We start from the raw sequence: 18,145 nt of genomic DNA, 5'->3' as shown, positions 1-18,145 counted from the left end.
GTCGTGCAAAGATCTCAGTTGTATTAAAGCCCGTATGCCATAAGTCGCTTGTAGCGGCGTTCAAGAAGTTCATCTTCAGACAAAGCTTCCATTCTGTCTAACGCTTCTAGTACGTTCTCTTTGTAACTCTGTGCAATAGATTCATGATTGATATGAGCGCCACCAAGAGGCTCCTGGATAATAGTATCCACCAGCCCAAGCTCTTTCAATCTGTCAGCGGTAATGCCCATTGCTTTCGCTGCGTCCGATGCACGCTCAGCACTTTTCCAAAGAATGGATGCGCAACCTTCCGGAGAAATAACAGAGTAAGTGCCGTATTGAAGCATCATAAGCTCGTCACACACACCGATAGCCAATGCGCCACCAGAACCACCTTCGCCGATTACCGTCGAAATAATAGGTGTTTTAAGTCGAGACATGACCGCTAAATTGTATGCAATGGCTTCACTTTGACCACGTTCCTCGGCACCAATGCCAGGGTAGGCTCCAGGTGTGTCAATCAATGTCACTATTGGCATTTTGAAACGTTCAGCCGTCTCCATCAAACGCAATGCTTTTCTATATCCCTCAGGGCGAGGCATACCAAAGTTGCGCAAGACTTTCTCTTTAACTTCACGACCTTTCTGATGCCCGATAACCATAACAGGACGGCCATCTAGACGAGCGATACCACCAACAATGGCGCGATCATCCGCATAATGACGGTCGCCGTGCATTTCCTCAAAATCAGTGAAAGCGTGTTTAATGTAATCTAACGTGTAAGGGCGCTTTGGGTGACGAGCTAATTGTGAAACTTCCCATGCGCCAAGATTACTAAATAAACTCTGAGTCAATGCGATCTTTTTATCTTCTAAACGACTGATCTCATCACTAATATTCAGCTCATTGTCGTTTCCGACCAATCGTAACTCTTCAATTTTCTGTTCGAGCTCAGCAATCGGCTGCTCAAAAGGTAAATAATCTAGATTCATTATAAATACACTACTATTTGTTTGTCGTAATTTTATCGGATACCCGCTTCACAAGCACCCTTTTCACACGCGATATCCGCTGTGCGTATTATAGAAATTCTAAAATGGGGCTAAGTATACACCAACTGCACATTTTGTTTACCGTATTGTTTCTGTAACTCGTGAATTAATTCATCATCTGGGCGAATTTTCCACGCGGGCCCCAGACGAACATCACCAAGAGCCTGATCTGTGTCGAAACCAATAACAACATCACATCCATCCCCCTTATACGGTGCCATCTTTTGCGCCAGTTGGGCAATATCTGACGGTGTAATATTCGTTTCTTTCCAATCAATTCGAAGCGCCTCAACATATCGAACACGCGCCTGAGCCATACTCAACACATTGCGAGCAATCACCTTTTGACCGCCTCGGAATTCGTCAATACTGACTTCACCTTCAACTACAACAACTTCGTCAGCCAACATCACGCTTTTAAACGTCTCATAGTTATCAGGAAAAACCGTTACTTCTATTCGAGCAGAACGGTCATCCAATGTCATGAAGGCAATATTTCCGCCACGCTTACTCTTAGTAACACGCATATCTACAATCAAACCAGCCAATACTTGAGTATCGCGCTTAGGCTGAATATCAACAATTCTAGAACGAACAAAGCGACGAAGTTCTTTTTCATAGTCGTCGATTGGGTGACCCGTCACATAAAGACCTAATGTATCCTTTTCGCCGTCTAGGCGCTGACGGCCAGCCCACTCATGTTGAATGCCTATCTCGTCATAGGCGTTTTCAGTAGACTCTTCGACGGCGACGCCAAATAAATCCATCATGCCTGCATCTTCGTTTTTAGCATTTTGATCAGCACGTTTTAGTGCCTCATCAATGCTTGCAAACAATGTCGCTCTATTTGGGCCGATCGTGTCAAATGCGCCAGAGCGGACCAATGCTTCCATAACACGTTTATTTACTTTTCGACCCACACGCTGACAGAAATCGAAAATGTGTTCGAACGGGCCGTCTTGTCTAGCTTCAACAATCGCTTCAATTGGCCCCTCGCCCACCCCTTTAATGGCACCTAAGCCATAAACAACAGCACCGGCTTCGTTAACGGTAAATTTATAAACCGACTCATTCACGTTAGGAAGCTCAAGTGTCAGCTTCATAGCCCGACACTCTTCAATGAAAATAACGATCTTATCGGTATTCTGCATATCGGCAGAAAGTACCGCCGCCATAAACGGCGCAGGGTAATGATTTTTTAACCATGCTGTCTGATACGACACCAAAGCATAAGCGGCGGAGTGAGATTTGTTAAAACCGTATCCAGCAAACTTCTCCATCAAATCGAAGATGTTACCGCCAAGGTCTTTATCAATATTATTTTTTGCTGCGCCTTCCATAAAAATCAGGCGCTGCTCTGCCATTACTTCAGGCTTTTTCTTACCCATTGCTCGACGAAGCAAGTCTGCTCCACCAAGCGAGAACTTTGCCAATACCTGCGCAATCTGCATTACCTGTTCTTGATACAAGATAATGCCATAGGTGGGTTCCAGCACAGGAATGAGGTCATCATGTTGATAGTCTGGATGCGGAAACGCCAGCTCTGCGCGTCCGTGCTTACGGTTTATAAAGTCGTCCACCATGCCCGACCCCAATGGCCCCGGACGATACAAGGCAACCAATGCGATAATATCTTCGAATCGTGATGGCAAAAGCTTTTTAATCAGCTCTTTCATTCCTCGCGATTCCAGCTGAAATACCGCGGTCGTCTCAGCGCGTTGTAACAGATCGTAGGTGGATTTGTCCTCAAGATCTATTAAAGCGATATCAAGTGGCGGCTTACCTTCTTTGGCGTGAAGTGCATTAATATTACCCAGCGCCCAATCTACAACAGTTAGCGTTTTTAGTCCTAAGAAGTCGAACTTAACGAGACCCGCTTCCTCAACATCGTTTTTGTCATATTGGGTGACCAAACCGCTACCATCTTCTTCACAATAGAGCGGCGCAAAATCCGTTAATTTGGTTGGCGCGATAACCACACCACCCGCATGTTTACCAAAGTTACGAACAACGCCTTCAAGAGAAAAGGCCATTTCCATTACGTCGGCAGCCTCTTCATCACCTTCAATAAACTCAACTAACGCAGGTTCTTCTTCTAGCGCCTTTTTCAAGGTCATACCAATTTCAAACGGTATCAATTTAGATAGTTTATCACCTAGGCTGTAAGGCTTACCTTGAACACGAGCAACGTCACGAACCACCGCCTTAGCCGCCATCGCACCAAAGGTAATAATTTGAGATACCGCATCACGACCGTACGTACGCGCAACATAATCAATAACCTTGTCTCGATTTTCCATACAAAAGTCGATATCAAAGTCAGGCATAGAAACACGTTCTGGGTTCAAGAATCGTTCGAAAAGAAGATCGTATTCCAACGGATCTAGATCCGTGATTTTAAGCGCATATGCAACTAAAGATCCAGCACCAGAACCCCGTCCTGGGCCTACAGGAATATCATTGTCCTTAGCCCATTGAATGAAATCCATTACGATCAGGAAGTAACCAGGAAACCCCATCTGATTAATAATGTTGAGCTCAAAATCAAGTCGATCAAGGTATTCTTGTCTTCTGTTGGCGATACGGTCGCCATCTTTTTTGATAAGGACCTCTAAACGGTCTTGCAGACCTTTATGAGAAAGCTCATTAAAAAAGTCATCCATTGTCATGCCATCAGGCACGGGGTAATCTGGGAGGAAGTACTTACCCAACAAAACGTCAACATTACAGCGTTTTGCGATTTCCACCGTATTCTCAAGAGCTTCAGGAATGTCTTCGAAAACAGCTTCCATCTCAGCCGCACTTTTGAAGTACTGCTCTTCGGAATAGCGACGCTTTCGGCGAGGATCATCTAACGTAACACTATCGTGAATACATACTCGCGCTTCATGTGCCTCAAAATCCTCTTTTTTCAAAAAACGCACGTCATTTGTTGCCACAACAGGACAAGAGGCTTCCGACGCTAGCGGAATAACGGTATGAATATAGTCTTCTTCTCCCGCCCTCGCGGTACGTTCCATTTCTAAATAAAAACGATCAGGAAAAACAGACATCCAGTAGTCTAGGTATTTTTTTGCCTCTTCCGTTTTGTATTTACTCAAAAGGAAGCCAATATCCCCTTGAACGCCTCCCGACAGGGCGATTACATCTTCACTATGTTCCTCAACCCAAGCTCTTTGTACAATTGGCCGACCTTCATGCTGCCCTAGCTGATAGCCTTTAGAAATAACTTCTATGACATTTTTATAACCTTTATTCGACATTGCCAACAAAGTAAGACGAGTGCGGACTTCTACCTCTCCCTGCTCTTCTAAAATGACATCCGCGCCACAAATTGGTTTAATGCCTTTGTCCATTGCACCTTTGTAGAAACGGACAAAACCACACAGGTTATTTTCATCAGTGATCGCAACAGCAGGCATTTTTTGAGCTTCAGTTTCACCAAGCAGCCCTTTAACTTTAACTAGGCCATCTACAAGAGAAAACTCTGTATGTAGCCTTAGGTGTATAAAAGAAGACATTTAACCTACCTTAAAAAAAATAGTTCAGATATATATCATATTCACTGACAAAAATACGCTGGCCTTGCGGTCAGTCACACTCGCTAAAAATACCCTATCAACAGCCGTCAAGCGCCCGTTTCACTGGGCCGAAGCTGGTTCGATGTATTTCACAAACACCGTGTTGCTTAATCGCGTCCAAATGCACTGCCGTGGGGTAACCTTTATGTTTTTCAAACGCATATTCTGGGTACTTTTCAGCCATAAGCACAATCTCTCGATCTCTTGTTACTTTCGCAAGTATTGAGGCCGCTGCAATCGCTTGATGTCTCGCATCGCCTTTTACCACTGCTTCCGCCGGGCACTTCAAATCTAAAGGAATACGATTGCCGTCGATTAACGCATGTTCTGCGGGTACAGGTAAACTGTTTACCGCTCGGGTCATCGCTAACATACTTGCGTGTAAAATATTCAGCTCATCGATTTCCGCAACACTGGCTCGAGCAATCGAGAATGACAGGGCTTTTTCTATTATTTGTGAATATAAACGCTCCCTCTTCTTCTCTGATAATTTCTTTGAGTCGTTTAATCCGTCAATGGTTAGGTCGGGATCAAGAATAACAGCCGCGGCCACAACGTCACCCGCCAAAGGGCCACGTCCAGCTTCATCAACGCCGGCAACTAAATGCCCAAAATAAAGATCACTCACAAAAGGCGCAGCAATGCTCACTCATTTCTCCGGTATTATTTTTTTTCAATTAAATGCTGAACCGCCAAGGCGGCAGTTTCGCCAGCATTCAACCTTAACGTGTGATGTAAACTTAGATAGGTCGCTCTAACGCTCTCATCTTCAGAAAAATGCTCCCACGTTTCGATTAAATGATTGGCTAAATTCTCAGGTGTTGCGTCGTCTTGAAGTAACTCAGGAACGAGCATTTGGTTAGCTAATAAATTTGGCAATGATACGTATGGAACCTTCAACATCCGCGACATAATTGCATACGTCAATTTCGTAAATCGGTACGCAACCACCATTGGGCGCTTAACCAGCATGGCTTCCAACGCCGCAGTACCGGATGCCAATAATATCGCATCACTTGCAGCCATCACAGTACGCGATTGGCCATCTACAACAAGTGCGTCTATATCAGCCTCTCTAAGAACGCCTTCGATTTGGTTACGACGATCGTCATTCGCTGCTGGCAGAACAAATTTAGCATCAGGACAAACCTGCTTTAACTGTTTCATTGTTTCAGCAAATAATGGGGCAAGTCGCGCGACCTCTCCTCTTCGAGAACCCGGCAAAATGGCAAATACAGGCTCATGGTCTACCAGGTCAATGCCAAGCTCTAAGCGAGCCTGCACTTTATCAGAATGAAGTGGAATCTCATCCGCAAGTGTATGACCAACACACGTCACGGGGATATTATGTTGTTTGTATATTCCCGTTTCAAATGGAAACAAGGCTAACATCAAGTCGACAGATTTCTTGATTTTGAATATGCGTTTCTGACGCCACGCCCACACTGAAGGGCTAACATAGTGAACTGTCTTAATCGCTTTATTTCTTAATCGGCGTTCAAGAGGAAGATTAAAATCCGGTGAATCTATGCCTATGAACGCATCTGGACAAGTCTCAACACAATGATTAAAGAGGTGCTTTCTAATCTTGAGTAGCTCTCTTAGACGCCCCAACACTTCGACTAATCCCATTACTGAGAGTCGATCCATCGGATATAAACTTAAAAGCCCCTCTTGAATCATGAGCGGCCCCCCAATGCCTTCAAACTGAGCGTCAGGGTAAAGTTCTTTTAAATGTTGAATTAAGCTCGCGCCTAAAATATCACCTGACGCCTCACCAGCAACAATGACAAACCTTTTCACCGACACCCCTTAAGCAACGATTTAATAGAAAGAAAGGCTAAAAATAGCATTTAAAGATAGGCATTAAAAAGCCCCGAGGTATCTATACTATGAGAGATTTGAGTCGAAGACTATCATCTCTCCATATACCATCGGGGCTGAAAGTAAAAACCGATTTTATCTAACGATGCCTCTATTTGAGGCTTTAATCGAATCAACAAACGCCATTACTTCAGGGATCTCAAAAAACACACTGTTTTGAATATCAGATAAGGCTTGCTCATGCGTTAAGCCCTTTTTATATACAATTTTATAGACATGCCTTAACGCTTTAATCACGTCAGCAGGCACTCCTCGTCGACGCATTCCCTCGAAGTTCATACCGTGAGCTTTGCATGGGTTTCCTGAAACCATAACGTACCTAGGGACATCTTTGGTCACCATCGACCCCATACCACACATACTGTACGAGTTAACCTGACAAAATTGATGTATACCAGTATATCCACCAAGAATAACAGAATCACCAACAAAAACATGGCCCGCTAGCGCTGCATAATTAGCGAGTATATTATTGTCGCCAACAATGCAGTCATGCCCAACATGAGTACTTGCCATGAATAAGTTGCCATGACCTATCGTCGTGACGCCGTTATCCTGAACCGTTCCACGATGAATCGTTGCATTCTCTCGAATGACATTGCGATCCCCGATCTCCAGTCGAGTAGGTTCACCTTTGTATTTTTTATCTTGATTCGCTTCTCCTACCGAAGCGAACTGATAAATTTCATTATCTTTACCGATCATCGTGTGGCCATTAATAACCACATGAGATTTAACCTCTGTTCCTGCATCTATCGTTACATCGGGACCAATAATACAAAACGGCCCAATCTCGACAGTTGAGTCAATTTCAGCTTTACTATCAACAATCGCAGTAGGGTGTATCGACACTATCGTTTCCTATCAGCACACAAAATTGTCGCTGAACATGCTAGCTCACCTTCGACCGTTGCCTTACATTCGAACTTCCAGATTCCACGGCGCTCTGTCACGATTTTCGCTTCTAGTTGGAGACGGTCTCCAGGCACTACAGGCCTTTTGAAACGAGTGTTATCAGCCCCAACAAAGTAATAAATAGAACCGTCTTCTGGCGTTTTATCCATTGTTTTGAAACCTAACACACCAGCTGCCTGTGCCATTGCCTCAATGATCAATACACCAGGCATAACAGGATGATCAGGGAAATGGCCATTAAAGAAAGGCTCGTTCACCGTTACATTTTTATAGGCAACAATTGAATCATTTAGATTCAATTCTGTTACTCGGTCTACCAACAAGAACGGGTAGCGGTGAGGCAAATATCGGCGAATTTCATTCACATCCATCATTTAAGATTAACCTTCTGTCAAAAGCTTTTTTACTTGTTTTTCCAATTCAGAAATCTGCTTGGCCATGTCGTCAATTCGTCTAAATCTAGCGGCAGAACGACGCCACTTATCGGTGGAGTCGACCCCAGTACCTGATGAATAAGAGCCAGATTTAAGAATTGATTTACTTACTAATGTCATCGCAGTGACATGTACATTATCTGTTATTGTAAGATGACCGATAATGCCTACGCCTCCAGCGATCGTACAATTTTTACCTATCGAAGTACTTCCAGCGACTGCGGCACAGCCTGCAATAGCACTATTATCCCCAATTACCACGTTGTGAGCAATTTGAACTTGGTTATCAATTTTCACGCCGTGCCCAATCTCAGTGTTTTCCAATGCTCCGCGGTCAATCGTCGTATTTGCGCCAATCTCTACATTGTCTTTGATTATAACACTACCCAGTTGATGAAACTTAACCCACCCTTCCTTTGACGGGGCGAAGCCAAAGCCATCGGAACCAATAACGACTCCACTATGAATAATACAGTGTTTACCAACTTTCACACCGTGATAGAAAGTCACATTAGGATAAGTATGAGTGCCTTCACCAATAGATACGTTTCTTGATACGACCGTCCCAGCTCCGAGATAACAATTATTTTTAATAACCGCATGCTCGCCCACTACGACATTTGGCTCGATCACACATCCTTCACCTATAACAGCGGAATCAGCGATGACAGCCTCTTTACTCACAGTATTTAGATCGGATGTCGAAAACGTCGAAACATCGCCTTCAAACTTTTTTGTCAGAGTCGCTAAAGCGAGGTAGGGGCTACCAACGACAATCGCATTATCTAGGTTAGTAGCGAGGAAGGCATCTTTGACTAGCACTGCACCCGCTTTTGTGGAATTCAGCTTATTTGCATATTTAGGGTTAGCTAAAAAGCTAAGTTGACCTGACGATGCAGCTTCTAACGTGCTCAGAGAATGGATAAGGTAGTTGGGATCACCGACTACCTCTCCACATACCAATTCTGCTAACTCGCCTAAGCGATAACTCATTTACTCGCCCTTATTAAGAACTTCAACTAATTGCGCCGTTATATCAACCGATTGTGCTGCGAAGATAGTGACCTGGCGATTCAATACTAAATCCAGTTTTTTCTCTTCGATAAGAGATTTTAAGGCTGCCTCACCTTTTGGAAGTAACGACTTTATAACCGCTTGCTCTAGGCTTTGAGCCTTTCGCTGCATCTGAGCTTCCATGTTACGCACTTTAGATTGAGCGGTTGAAATATCTTTCTTGCGCTGAGTAGACAGCTCTTGAGACAAGGTTAATTCATCTCGCTTATATGCATCAATCAGTTCGTTGACAGATTTTTTTTCTTGATTCAATCTTGCTTCCATTGCCTGAATCTGAGATCTGGGTGCTTTAGAGGCTTCCTGACCAGCGTTACTCTGTAATAAAGCAGCTCTCATATCTACAACAGCGACTTCCGTTGCTGACGCCGTATTAATAGCCAATATACTAAATAACGCAAATACAAAAAATTTCACAGTTTCACCTACTATTAGCAAATTATATTAGAATGTAGTGCCCAGCTGGAACTGAAAGAAGTCCGTGGAGTCACCTGTTTTAGAGTTCAACGCTTTCGCCAAGTTAAACGACAGCGGCGCAATAGGTGTTATCCAAGTCCAGTTAAAGCCAAAACTAAAACGAATTTCAGACATATCAACGCCTTCTTCACAGGTAGTATTGCCAGAATAACAATAGTCTGTAAAGACATTACCTGCATCAATAAACAGCGACGTACGTACCGATTTATGATCTTCTACCATTGGCATAGGGAAGATATATTCTGCCGTCCCTGCTAGAAGTATGTTTCCTCCGATTGCCGACGGATCAGTATCATCGTCATAAGAGTTCTGAGGCCCTAGTGAAGATGAGCTAAAACCGCGTACTGTTCTAGCGCCACCTGCGAAATAGTTCTCAAAGAAAGGTAACTGGTCTGTATCGCCATAACCAGCTCCATAGCCGACACGCCCTTTAAGCCTAAACAAATAAAGATTTGAATCGCTCAACCCCCAGTAACGTTGAGAGTTAAGGGCTATTTTATAGTAACTTTGATCGCCTACAGGTGTCGCAATATCGAAGGCCGCTTTTGTTGAATAACCTTCTACAGGCAAAAGGCCACCAACTAGATCACTATCCGTCCACGTAATATTAGCAATGACATCGTTAAAGGTATTGCCATATTTCTGGATATAGTCCTGAGTTTCGTTGGAAGGGTTAGAGCCTAAATCAATCCCTGTTTCTTTGATCGTCGCACCAAATGCTAAACGTTGAGTATCTGATATCGGGTAACCGAACGACACACTCGCTCCGACCTCATCAAGATCATAATCTTCGACATCATCTTCGTCATGATCACTGATTTTATAAAACACAGAGTAACCGCGACTAATGCCATCGACTGTAAAATAAGGATTATCATACGATAATACATAGTTTTGAGTCTGGTTAGTGCGACTTGCGTTAAAAGACAGCTTATTACCTGTACCTAAGAAGTTTCGCTTCGATACGCCAAATCCTAGTACTGTGCCATTTGTTTGAGAGTAACCGACACTAGCTTGTATGCTACCCGATGGCTGTTCTTCTACTGACACAACCAAATCAACCTGATCTGATGTTCCGGGAACCCGTTGCGTTTGAAGATCAACATTGCCAAAAAATCCCAAACGCTGAATAGCACGCTTAGAATCTTCAATTTTCGAATGCGTTGCCAGTGCACCTTCAAATTGCGTCATTTCGCGGCGCAATACCTCATCACGCGTCTCACTGTTACCTTTAAAGTTTATTCGACGGACATAGACTTTAGGTCCAGGAGATATCTGATAAGCCAAATCAACAGTTAGGTCATCATGCTTAGTCGGTATAATATTAACGTTTGTAAACAGATATCCTTCATCACCAAGCTCAGTCGAGATCGCTTCAATAATTCGCGTAATTTCTGAGCGAGAGAAAACATCTCCCGTACTATGAGTAATGTGTTTCCAAACTCGGGATTCGTCGATTGGCAGCGCCCCACTCAAGCTCAGCTCGCCAATTTTATAGGGTTGCCCTTCATCGACATTAACGGCGATATATACATCTCTCTTTTCTGGAGAAACACTCACTTGACTGGAAACCAAGTTATAATCTAAATAACCTCGATCCAAATAGAAACTCTTCAACGTTTCGAGATCCCCCTGTAGTTTGGGCTTTGAGTACTCATCAGCCGAACTAAAAGGGTTAAAATAGCCCGTCTCTTCAGACAAAAAGTTTTTTGTCAGCTCCTCATCTGTGTAAGATTCGTTGCCAACGATGTTTACATGAACAATTTTGGCTGTTTCGCCTTCTTCAATATTAATTGCAACGGCAACACGATTACGAGGTAAAGGGCTAACATCGATATCAACATCAGCACTGTAACGCCCTTGAGCAAAGTATTGGCGCTGGAGCTCTTGTTCTATCTGATTAATAGTATCAGGTTTATACGTCTCGCCCACTTCTAAGCCAGAAAACTTCAACCCCTTTTCTAGCTCTTCTGTTGGGATCAAGTCATTACCATCGATCGTTAATTCACCTATCGCTGGGCGTTCTTTAACATCGAAAATAAGGACATCATCTTCCTCGTAAACTTGTATATCACTAAAATAACCGCTTCCAAATAAAGCATTAATTGCACTGTACACATTATCAGAGTCGTATTGCTGACCTTGCTCAAACCCTATAATGTCGAACGCCTTTGAAGGCTGCATAAGCAGCAAACCATCGATACGAACATCCGCAATACTTTTTGCAAAACTATGGCTAACAAACACTGCCATTACAACAGCAAAAACAATTCTCACATATACCTCTCTAACAACATCAAAGGCGAGCTAAATCGTTAAACATGGCAACCGCCATCAAAGCAAATAACAATGACGCGCCGATTCGGTACGCAAAACCCTGCACTCGCTCAGACACAGGTTTCTTACGAAGAGCCTCGATACTAAAAAATAATAAATGGCCGCCATCAAGCATCGGAATCGGAAGTAGATTTAGCACTCCCAAACTAACACTAAGATAAGCCATAAACTTCAAAAATGACTGCAAACCAGAGTCTGCAGATGCACTCGCTACTTTTGCAATTGTAATAGGCCCCGATAGATTATCGATCGAGATCAACCCTTGCAGCATTTTACCAATAGATGAAACGGTCAAACTAACCATGGTCCAAGTTTGCTGAAGACCATAAGCAAACGATGAAAAGAAACCATACTTAGTCTCTCGAATTAAACTAGGGTCATATTCAACAGATTTAACCGAAATACCAGCAATTCCGACTCGCTTTCCATTTACCTCTTTTTCTTCGGGCACAAGCGTCAAAGAAAAGATATTTGCACCTCTTTCGACCTCAACCTCCAAAGGACGATTTGGGTTGCTTTGCACCCACCTAACAAATGAGCGCCAATCAGACACTAATTCGCCATTTATAGAATGCACAGTATCGCCATGCATAAATCCAGCAGACATAGCCGCGCCACCGTCAAACACTTGATCAATAATAGGTGCGATCGCCGGCACCCATGGCGTCACACCAAACTCTTCAATCAAGTTGTTCGGCTCTTTATTAGCCAACCATCGATCTAACGTAAATGATGTAGCCTCAGGCACATTAGATCCATCAGGAATATAACGAATCTGAAATTGACCACTTTTTCCGATAAGGTCGGCGAGCACAAAGTTGATATCTTCCCATGATTCGACCGATCGGCCATCGATCTGAACAATTTCATCATGCTTACTCATTGACGTTTGTGCGGCAGGACTGTTCTCTTGGATGCTTCCCATTTTAGGCGCTAAATGCTGAACACCAAGCATCCCTACAACAGCATAGAGAAACACGGCTAATATAAAATTAGCGACAGGGCCCGCTGCAACAATAGCGATACGTTGCCAGACGGTTTTATAATTAAACGCCTGAGATTTTAATGCCTCAGGTATTTCCCCTTCTCGGCTATCAAGCATTTTGACATAGCCACCTAACGGTATAAGAGCTAAAGTATATTCCGTCCCTGTTTTACCGTAATAGGTGTAAATTGGCTTCCCAAAACCGACAGAAAAGCGCAAAACCTTTACGCCGCAACGTCTAGCGACCCAATAATGCCCAAACTCATGAAACGTTATCAGAACGCCTAACGCGATCAAGATAGAAAGAATGCTTTGTATCATTTCATACTCCATGAACCAACAATCTTATTGGCCATTGCCCGAGCTTTTTTGTCAGCATCAAATACAACATCCAAATTATTGACCGCGATTACTTCGGAGCGTTCCAAGACTTCTTGATTTAATTCTGAAATTTGCAAAAAACGAATCTTATTGTTTAAGAAAGCATCAACTGCAACCTCATTGGCCGCATTTAGTGTCGCCATCGCACTTCCTCCTGAAAACCATGCTTCAGAAGCGAGCCTAAGATTAGGAAAACGATTAAGATCCGGCTTTTCAAAGTTCAGTTGAGACACTTCAAATAAATTAAGAGGTTTTACCCCTGTTGCCGCACGATTTGGCCACGTCATTCCATAGGCAACCGGAATCTTCATATCGGGATTACCCATCTGGCAAATAACCGAGCCATCTATGTAAGAAACGAGAGAGTGAATGACACTTTCAGGGTGAACAACAACATCAATATCATCTGGAGTAACGTCAAACAACCAACACGCTTCAATTAGCTCCAACCCTTTATTCATCAATGACGCGGAATCAACAGAAATTTTTCGCCCCATTGACCAATTTGGGTGCTTACAAGCCTGTTCCGGTGTGACCGAAGCCATCTCTTGTTTAGACCAAGTTCTAAAAGGCCCACCTGACGCAGTTAACATCAAGCGGTCGACACCCGATTTATGTGCATACTGACTATTGTGAGGCAAACTTTGAAAAATAGCATTGTGCTCACTATCAATGGGCATAAGAGTCACCGAGTTACTTTTCACCTCATCCATGAAAAGCTTACCGGCAGTCACTAGTGATTCCTTGTTTGCTAATAAAACCCGCTTACCTGCTCTTATTGCCGCAAGCGTAGGTTTTAATCCAGCAAAGCCCATGATGGCAGCCATAACTTGATGGCTATTAGGATCGGATGCAATACTTTCCATTGCATCCGATCCATATTCAAAAGACGTGGAAAGCTCAGGACACAGCTCAGCAAGACGATCCCGTGCTTCAATGGACCCCATCACAGCTCTTGATGGACGAAACTGCTTGCAAATCTCCGCCATTCTTTCAACGTTTTGATTTGCTGCAACACTCTCTAACTCAAATTGGGCAGAATTCAGAGCAATTACGTCAAGCGTACTTTTACCAATAGAGCCTGTGGCACCAAGTAGACAAATTTTTTGTTTCACAACCACCCCGACAAAGAAAGCAATAAAACAAAAAGAGGGGCTGCAGAGGTCAAAGAGTCAACTCGATCCATGACCCCACCGTGACCAGGAATAAGATTACTAGAGTCCTTAACTGATTCATGTCGCTTAAACATACTTTCACTAAGGTCACCCAAAACGGAGACAAATACTGTCAACAAAGCAATGACAGACATTATCAATGTCTGTGTCGCAGAAAAATCAGACAAGTGTGAAAAGACGAACATGCCAACTTGGGTAAAAAGAACGCCACCGATGACCCCCTCCCAAGATTTACCAGGACTAACCTTCGGCGCTAGCTTTCTTTTACCAAAGGCCTTCCCTGAAAAGTAGGCCCCAGAGTCAGCCCCCCATATAAGTCCCATCAGCAAAAGAATCCAGACGATAAAATCAGGAGAGCCTTTCAAGACTGCAAGCGCTGCCCAAGTACTTACTAGGATATAGATTCCAAACATAAGACGGACATTTGTAGACTGCCAGCCCATTTGACGCGGAAACCTAACAACCCAAAACAAACTGATAAACCACACTAAAGGGGCAAAAAAGAGAATATTTTTCTCAATATCTAGAGAATAAAGCACTGCTATTGCACCAGCGACGCTACTCGAAAACAACACTCTCAGAATTTGATTTTTTACACCGGAGAGCCTTGCCCATTCCCAAGCGGCAAGCAGTACCACCGCCCCCATAGCAATGAGAAAAGCGCCCTGAGGCAAAAAAAATACGGCTAAAATAAAAAAGAAGGCCATGAAAATGGCACTCATTACACGAGGTAAAAGCATACTTAACGGCCACCATATCGTCGCTGCCGACTTTGGTAGATACTCAAAGCCTCTGCAAAATGCTGTTCGCTGAAATCCGGCCACAATACAGGTAAAAAAACAAATTCTGCGTATGCTAATTGCCATAGCAAAAAGTTACTTACCCGCTCCTCTCCCGAAGTTCGAATTAAAAGATCTGGTTCTGGTAAGTCTGAGAGTTGCATGTATTTTGCTAACAATAACTCATCTATGTCATCAACAGATACCGTTCCTTCGATTGCATCTCTGGCGAGGCCTTTCATGGCTTCTGCAATATCCCAGCGACCACCATAGTTTGCTGCAATCACTAATACCATGCCGTCGTTGCGGGAGGTTGATTGCTCAGCTTCCATTATTTGATGCTGCAACTTTTCGCTGAATCCTTGCTTATTCCCAACGACTCTAAGTTGAATATTATATTCATTAAGTCGTTTGACCTCTTTACGAAGGGAGCGCATAAACAAATTCATCAAACCATCGACTTCTAGCTTGGGCCTTTTCCAGTTCTCACTTGAAAAAGCGAATAGCGTAACAACCTTAACACCAGCCCTTGCCGCTGCTTCCACTGTTCGTCTGACCGCACTTGCACCTGCAGTATGACCTGCAATACTCGGAAGGAGCTTTTTCTTAGCCCACCTATTATTGCCATCCATAATAATAGCGACATGCTGCGGAACAGTGGATGCCTCACCGTTATTTGTCGTTAGAGACATACCATTACCTAAAACAAAAAGGCGAGCTAATCTCGCCTCTTATTAATAAATACGATAAAGACTAGATTGCCATCAGGTCTTTTTCTTTAGCTGCTAAACGTTCTTCAACTTTCGCAACGTATTTATCGGTAAGTTTTTGCACTTGATCTTGCCCACGACGCTCTTCGTCTTCAGAAATTTCTTTCTCTTTGGTAAGATCTTTTAGATTGCCATTCGCATCACGTCTAATATTACGGATAGCGATACGACCATTCTCCGCTTCACTACGAGCTTGTTTAGCGTAGTTTCCACGAGTCTCTTCGGTAAGAGCAGGCATTGGGATTCGAATCAAGTTGCCAGTCGTTGAAGGATTTAAACCTAAGTCTGACTTCATGATCGCTTTTTCGATCTCAGGTACTAAATTGCCCTCCCAAGGAGAAATACCAAGAGTACGAGCATCTTCGACCGTAATGTTAGCCACCTGACTCAATGGCGTCGGCGAACCGTAATAGTTAACTTTTATAGGATCTAAAAGGCTAGGATGTGCTCGCCCTGTACGAATTTTATTGAAAGAAACTTCTACGGAGTTAACCGCTTTCGACATGCGCTCTTCTGCGTCTTTAAGAATTTCGTTAATCATATTTTCCTCACTTAATCACTGTGCCTTCGTCACCACCGACCATAATATTGGTAAGAGCGCCAGGTTTATTCATATTAAACACTCTTATTGGCATCTGGTGGTCACGAGTCAAACAGATAGCTGTTAAGTCCATAACACCTAACTGTTTTTCCAAAACTTCATCATAGCTTAATGTATCATACTTCACAGCAGAAGGGTCTTTCATGGGGTCTGCTGAATACACGCCATCCACTTTTGTTGCCTTAAGAACAACATCCGCGTCAATCTCAATACCGCGTAGACACGCAGCAGAGTCTGTTGTAAAAAACGGATTACCTGTACCTGCTGAGAAAATCAACACATCGCCATCTTTCATTAGGCGCATTGCTCTACGGCGATCATAAGGCTCAACAATTCCCGTCATAGTAATTGCCGACATAACGCGAGTTCGAATATTTGCTCGCTCTAACGCATCTCTCATCGCCAATGCGTTCATTACTGTCGCAAGCATCCCCATGTGATCACCTGTCACACGGTCCATTCCTGCTTGACTCAACGCCTGACCTCGAAATAGGTTACCGCCGCCAATCACGATTCCAACTTCAACGCCAATACCACGAAGCTGGCCAATCTCCAAAGCAATGCGATTCAAAACTTTGGGGTCAATCCCAAACGTTTCATCTCCCTGTAGGGCTTCGCCACTCAATTTTAACAAAATACGTTTGTAATTAGGGTTATTTTCTTTGGGCATCACAACCTCCAGCAACGATTCCTACATCAGAGTAATTTTTTTGTCAGTATACAGATTTCTAAAAAACCTGCATTCACAAAAAGGGGCAGTCTAGCTGCCCCTTTTGTTTGATTCGCGAAGAAAGCTTAACCTTTTAGTTGAGCCGCTACTTCTGCTGCGAAATCTGTCTCTTCAACTTCAATACCTTCACCTACTTCAAGGCGGATAAATGAAGTAATTGTTGCACCAGCTTCTTTCGCAAGCTGACCAACTTTCTGTTCTGGATTCTTAACGAATGGTTGTTCAACCAAACTATTTTCCGCCAAGAACTTCTTGATACGACCACCGATCATTTTATCAACGATCTCAGCAGGCTTACCTTCCATATCAGGCTGTGCGCGGATAATTTCTTCTTCTTTAGCAAGAACTTCCGCTGGCATATCTTCACCCTTAACAACTTGAGGTGATACTGCTGCCACGTGCATTGAAACGTCTTTAGCTAGCTCAGCGTTACCGCCTTCTAGCTGAGTCAATACCGCGATTTGGCCATTGCTGTGACGGTAACCTGAAACCAAACCACCTTCTACAACAACTGCGCGACGAGGAGAGATGTTTTCACCAATCTTCTGAACAAGCGCTTCGCGAGCAACGCCGATTTCACCAGCTAACAATGTTTCGATGTTTGTCTCTTTTGTTTCAAAAACAACATCAACAACTTTGTTTGCAAACGCGATGAAATTTTCGTCACGTGCAGCAAAGTCAGTTTCAGAGTTAACTTCTACAATTACACCGTAAGAGTTGTCGTCCGCAACTTTAAGAATAACGGTACCTTCTGCAGCGGTACGACCTGCTTTTTTAGCAGCCTTCATACCACTACTTTTACGTAGCTCTTCAATTGCAACTTCAATATCACCGCCAGCAGCAGATAGAGCTTTTTTACACTCCATCATACCCAAACCTGTACGGTCACGTAGTTCTTTTACCATTGCTGCAGATACTGCGGCCATGTTTAATCCCCTTGTACGATTTCAAATTTAAAAAAAGGGGCACTCAGCGCAACCCCTTTTTCGAAACA

The 18,145-nt window shown here is 43.5% G+C and carries 16 protein-coding genes; all 16 read right to left on the bottom strand.

Features of this window, described 5'->3' with window-relative positions:
• Positions 1-23: 23 nt before the first annotated feature.
• Positions 24-971 carry an acetyl-CoA carboxylase carboxyl transferase subunit alpha gene (gene accA / locus MARME_RS05860; protein ID WP_013660340.1) on the bottom strand — a complete coding sequence of 316 codons (948 nt, stop codon included), beginning with the start codon at positions 969-971 and terminating at the stop codon, positions 24-26.
• A 110-nt stretch (positions 972-1,081) separates the two neighbouring features.
• Complete coding sequence (gene dnaE, locus MARME_RS05855; RefSeq protein WP_013660339.1) at positions 1,082-4,552, bottom strand: DNA polymerase III subunit alpha; 3,471 nt, start codon at positions 4,550-4,552, stop codon at positions 1,082-1,084.
• Between the two features lie 97 nt (positions 4,553-4,649).
• Positions 4,650-5,261, bottom strand: a complete 612-nt coding sequence (gene rnhB, locus MARME_RS05850; protein WP_013660338.1) for a ribonuclease HII — start codon at positions 5,259-5,261, stop codon at positions 4,650-4,652.
• A gap of 14 nt (positions 5,262-5,275) precedes the next feature.
• Positions 5,276-6,415, bottom strand: a complete 1,140-nt coding sequence (gene lpxB, locus MARME_RS05845; RefSeq protein ID WP_013660337.1) for a lipid-A-disaccharide synthase — start codon at positions 6,413-6,415, stop codon at positions 5,276-5,278.
• Positions 6,416-6,571: 156 nt separating this feature from the next.
• Complete coding sequence (gene lpxA / locus MARME_RS05840; protein WP_013660336.1) at positions 6,572-7,348, bottom strand: acyl-ACP--UDP-N-acetylglucosamine O-acyltransferase; 777 nt, start codon at positions 7,346-7,348, stop codon at positions 6,572-6,574.
• On the bottom strand, positions 7,348-7,785 hold the full coding sequence (gene fabZ / locus MARME_RS05835) for a 3-hydroxyacyl-ACP dehydratase FabZ (protein WP_013660335.1): 438 nt from the start codon (positions 7,783-7,785) through the stop codon (positions 7,348-7,350). The genes lpxA and fabZ overlap by 1 nt, the downstream gene beginning before the upstream one ends.
• 6 nt (positions 7,786-7,791) lie before the next feature.
• A complete protein-coding gene (lpxD, locus tag MARME_RS05830; protein ID WP_013660334.1) occupies positions 7,792-8,838 on the bottom strand; it encodes a UDP-3-O-(3-hydroxymyristoyl)glucosamine N-acyltransferase in 1,047 nt (348 codons plus the stop codon).
• The gene (locus MARME_RS05825; protein ID WP_013660333.1) at positions 8,839-9,333 is read right to left on the bottom strand and encodes an OmpH family outer membrane protein; all 495 of its coding nucleotides are present in this window, start codon (positions 9,331-9,333) and stop codon (positions 8,839-8,841) included.
• Positions 9,334-9,360: 27 nt separating this feature from the next.
• Positions 9,361-11,670 carry an outer membrane protein assembly factor BamA gene (bamA, locus tag MARME_RS05820; RefSeq protein WP_013660332.1) on the bottom strand — a complete coding sequence of 770 codons (2,310 nt, stop codon included), beginning with the start codon at positions 11,668-11,670 and terminating at the stop codon, positions 9,361-9,363.
• 19 nt (positions 11,671-11,689) lie between these two features.
• Positions 11,690-13,036, bottom strand: coding sequence for an RIP metalloprotease RseP (gene rseP / locus MARME_RS05815; protein WP_013660331.1), 1,347 nt, complete (start codon positions 13,034-13,036; stop codon positions 11,690-11,692).
• Complete coding sequence (ispC, locus tag MARME_RS05810) at positions 13,033-14,211, bottom strand: 1-deoxy-D-xylulose-5-phosphate reductoisomerase (RefSeq protein WP_013660330.1); 1,179 nt, start codon at positions 14,209-14,211, stop codon at positions 13,033-13,035. The genes rseP and ispC overlap by 4 nt, the downstream gene beginning before the upstream one ends.
• Positions 14,208-15,011 carry a phosphatidate cytidylyltransferase gene (locus MARME_RS05805; protein WP_013660329.1) on the bottom strand — a complete coding sequence of 268 codons (804 nt, stop codon included), beginning with the start codon at positions 15,009-15,011 and terminating at the stop codon, positions 14,208-14,210. The genes ispC and MARME_RS05805 overlap by 4 nt, the downstream gene beginning before the upstream one ends.
• Before the next feature lie 2 nt (positions 15,012-15,013).
• Positions 15,014-15,742, bottom strand: coding sequence for an isoprenyl transferase (locus MARME_RS05800; protein ID WP_013660328.1), 729 nt, complete (start codon positions 15,740-15,742; stop codon positions 15,014-15,016).
• Positions 15,743-15,803: 61 nt separating this feature from the next.
• Positions 15,804-16,361 carry a ribosome recycling factor gene (frr, locus tag MARME_RS05795; protein WP_013660327.1) on the bottom strand — a complete coding sequence of 186 codons (558 nt, stop codon included), beginning with the start codon at positions 16,359-16,361 and terminating at the stop codon, positions 15,804-15,806.
• 7 nt (positions 16,362-16,368) lie between these two features.
• Entirely contained in the window at positions 16,369-17,091 is a 723-nt protein-coding gene (pyrH, locus tag MARME_RS05790; protein ID WP_013660326.1) for a UMP kinase, read from the bottom strand.
• Positions 17,092-17,216: 125 nt separating this feature from the next.
• Positions 17,217-18,077, bottom strand: a complete 861-nt coding sequence (gene tsf / locus MARME_RS05785) for a translation elongation factor Ts (RefSeq protein WP_013660325.1) — start codon at positions 18,075-18,077, stop codon at positions 17,217-17,219.
• Positions 18,078-18,145: the final 68 nt, after the last annotated feature.

Origin of the sequence: Marinomonas mediterranea MMB-1, from assembly GCF_000192865.1 — a bacterium.
Taxonomy (GTDB): domain Bacteria; phylum Pseudomonadota; class Gammaproteobacteria; order Pseudomonadales; family Marinomonadaceae; genus Marinomonas; species Marinomonas mediterranea.
Note: the sequence above shows the minus strand (reverse complement) of the source record. Positions and strands in the feature narration are given on the sequence as shown.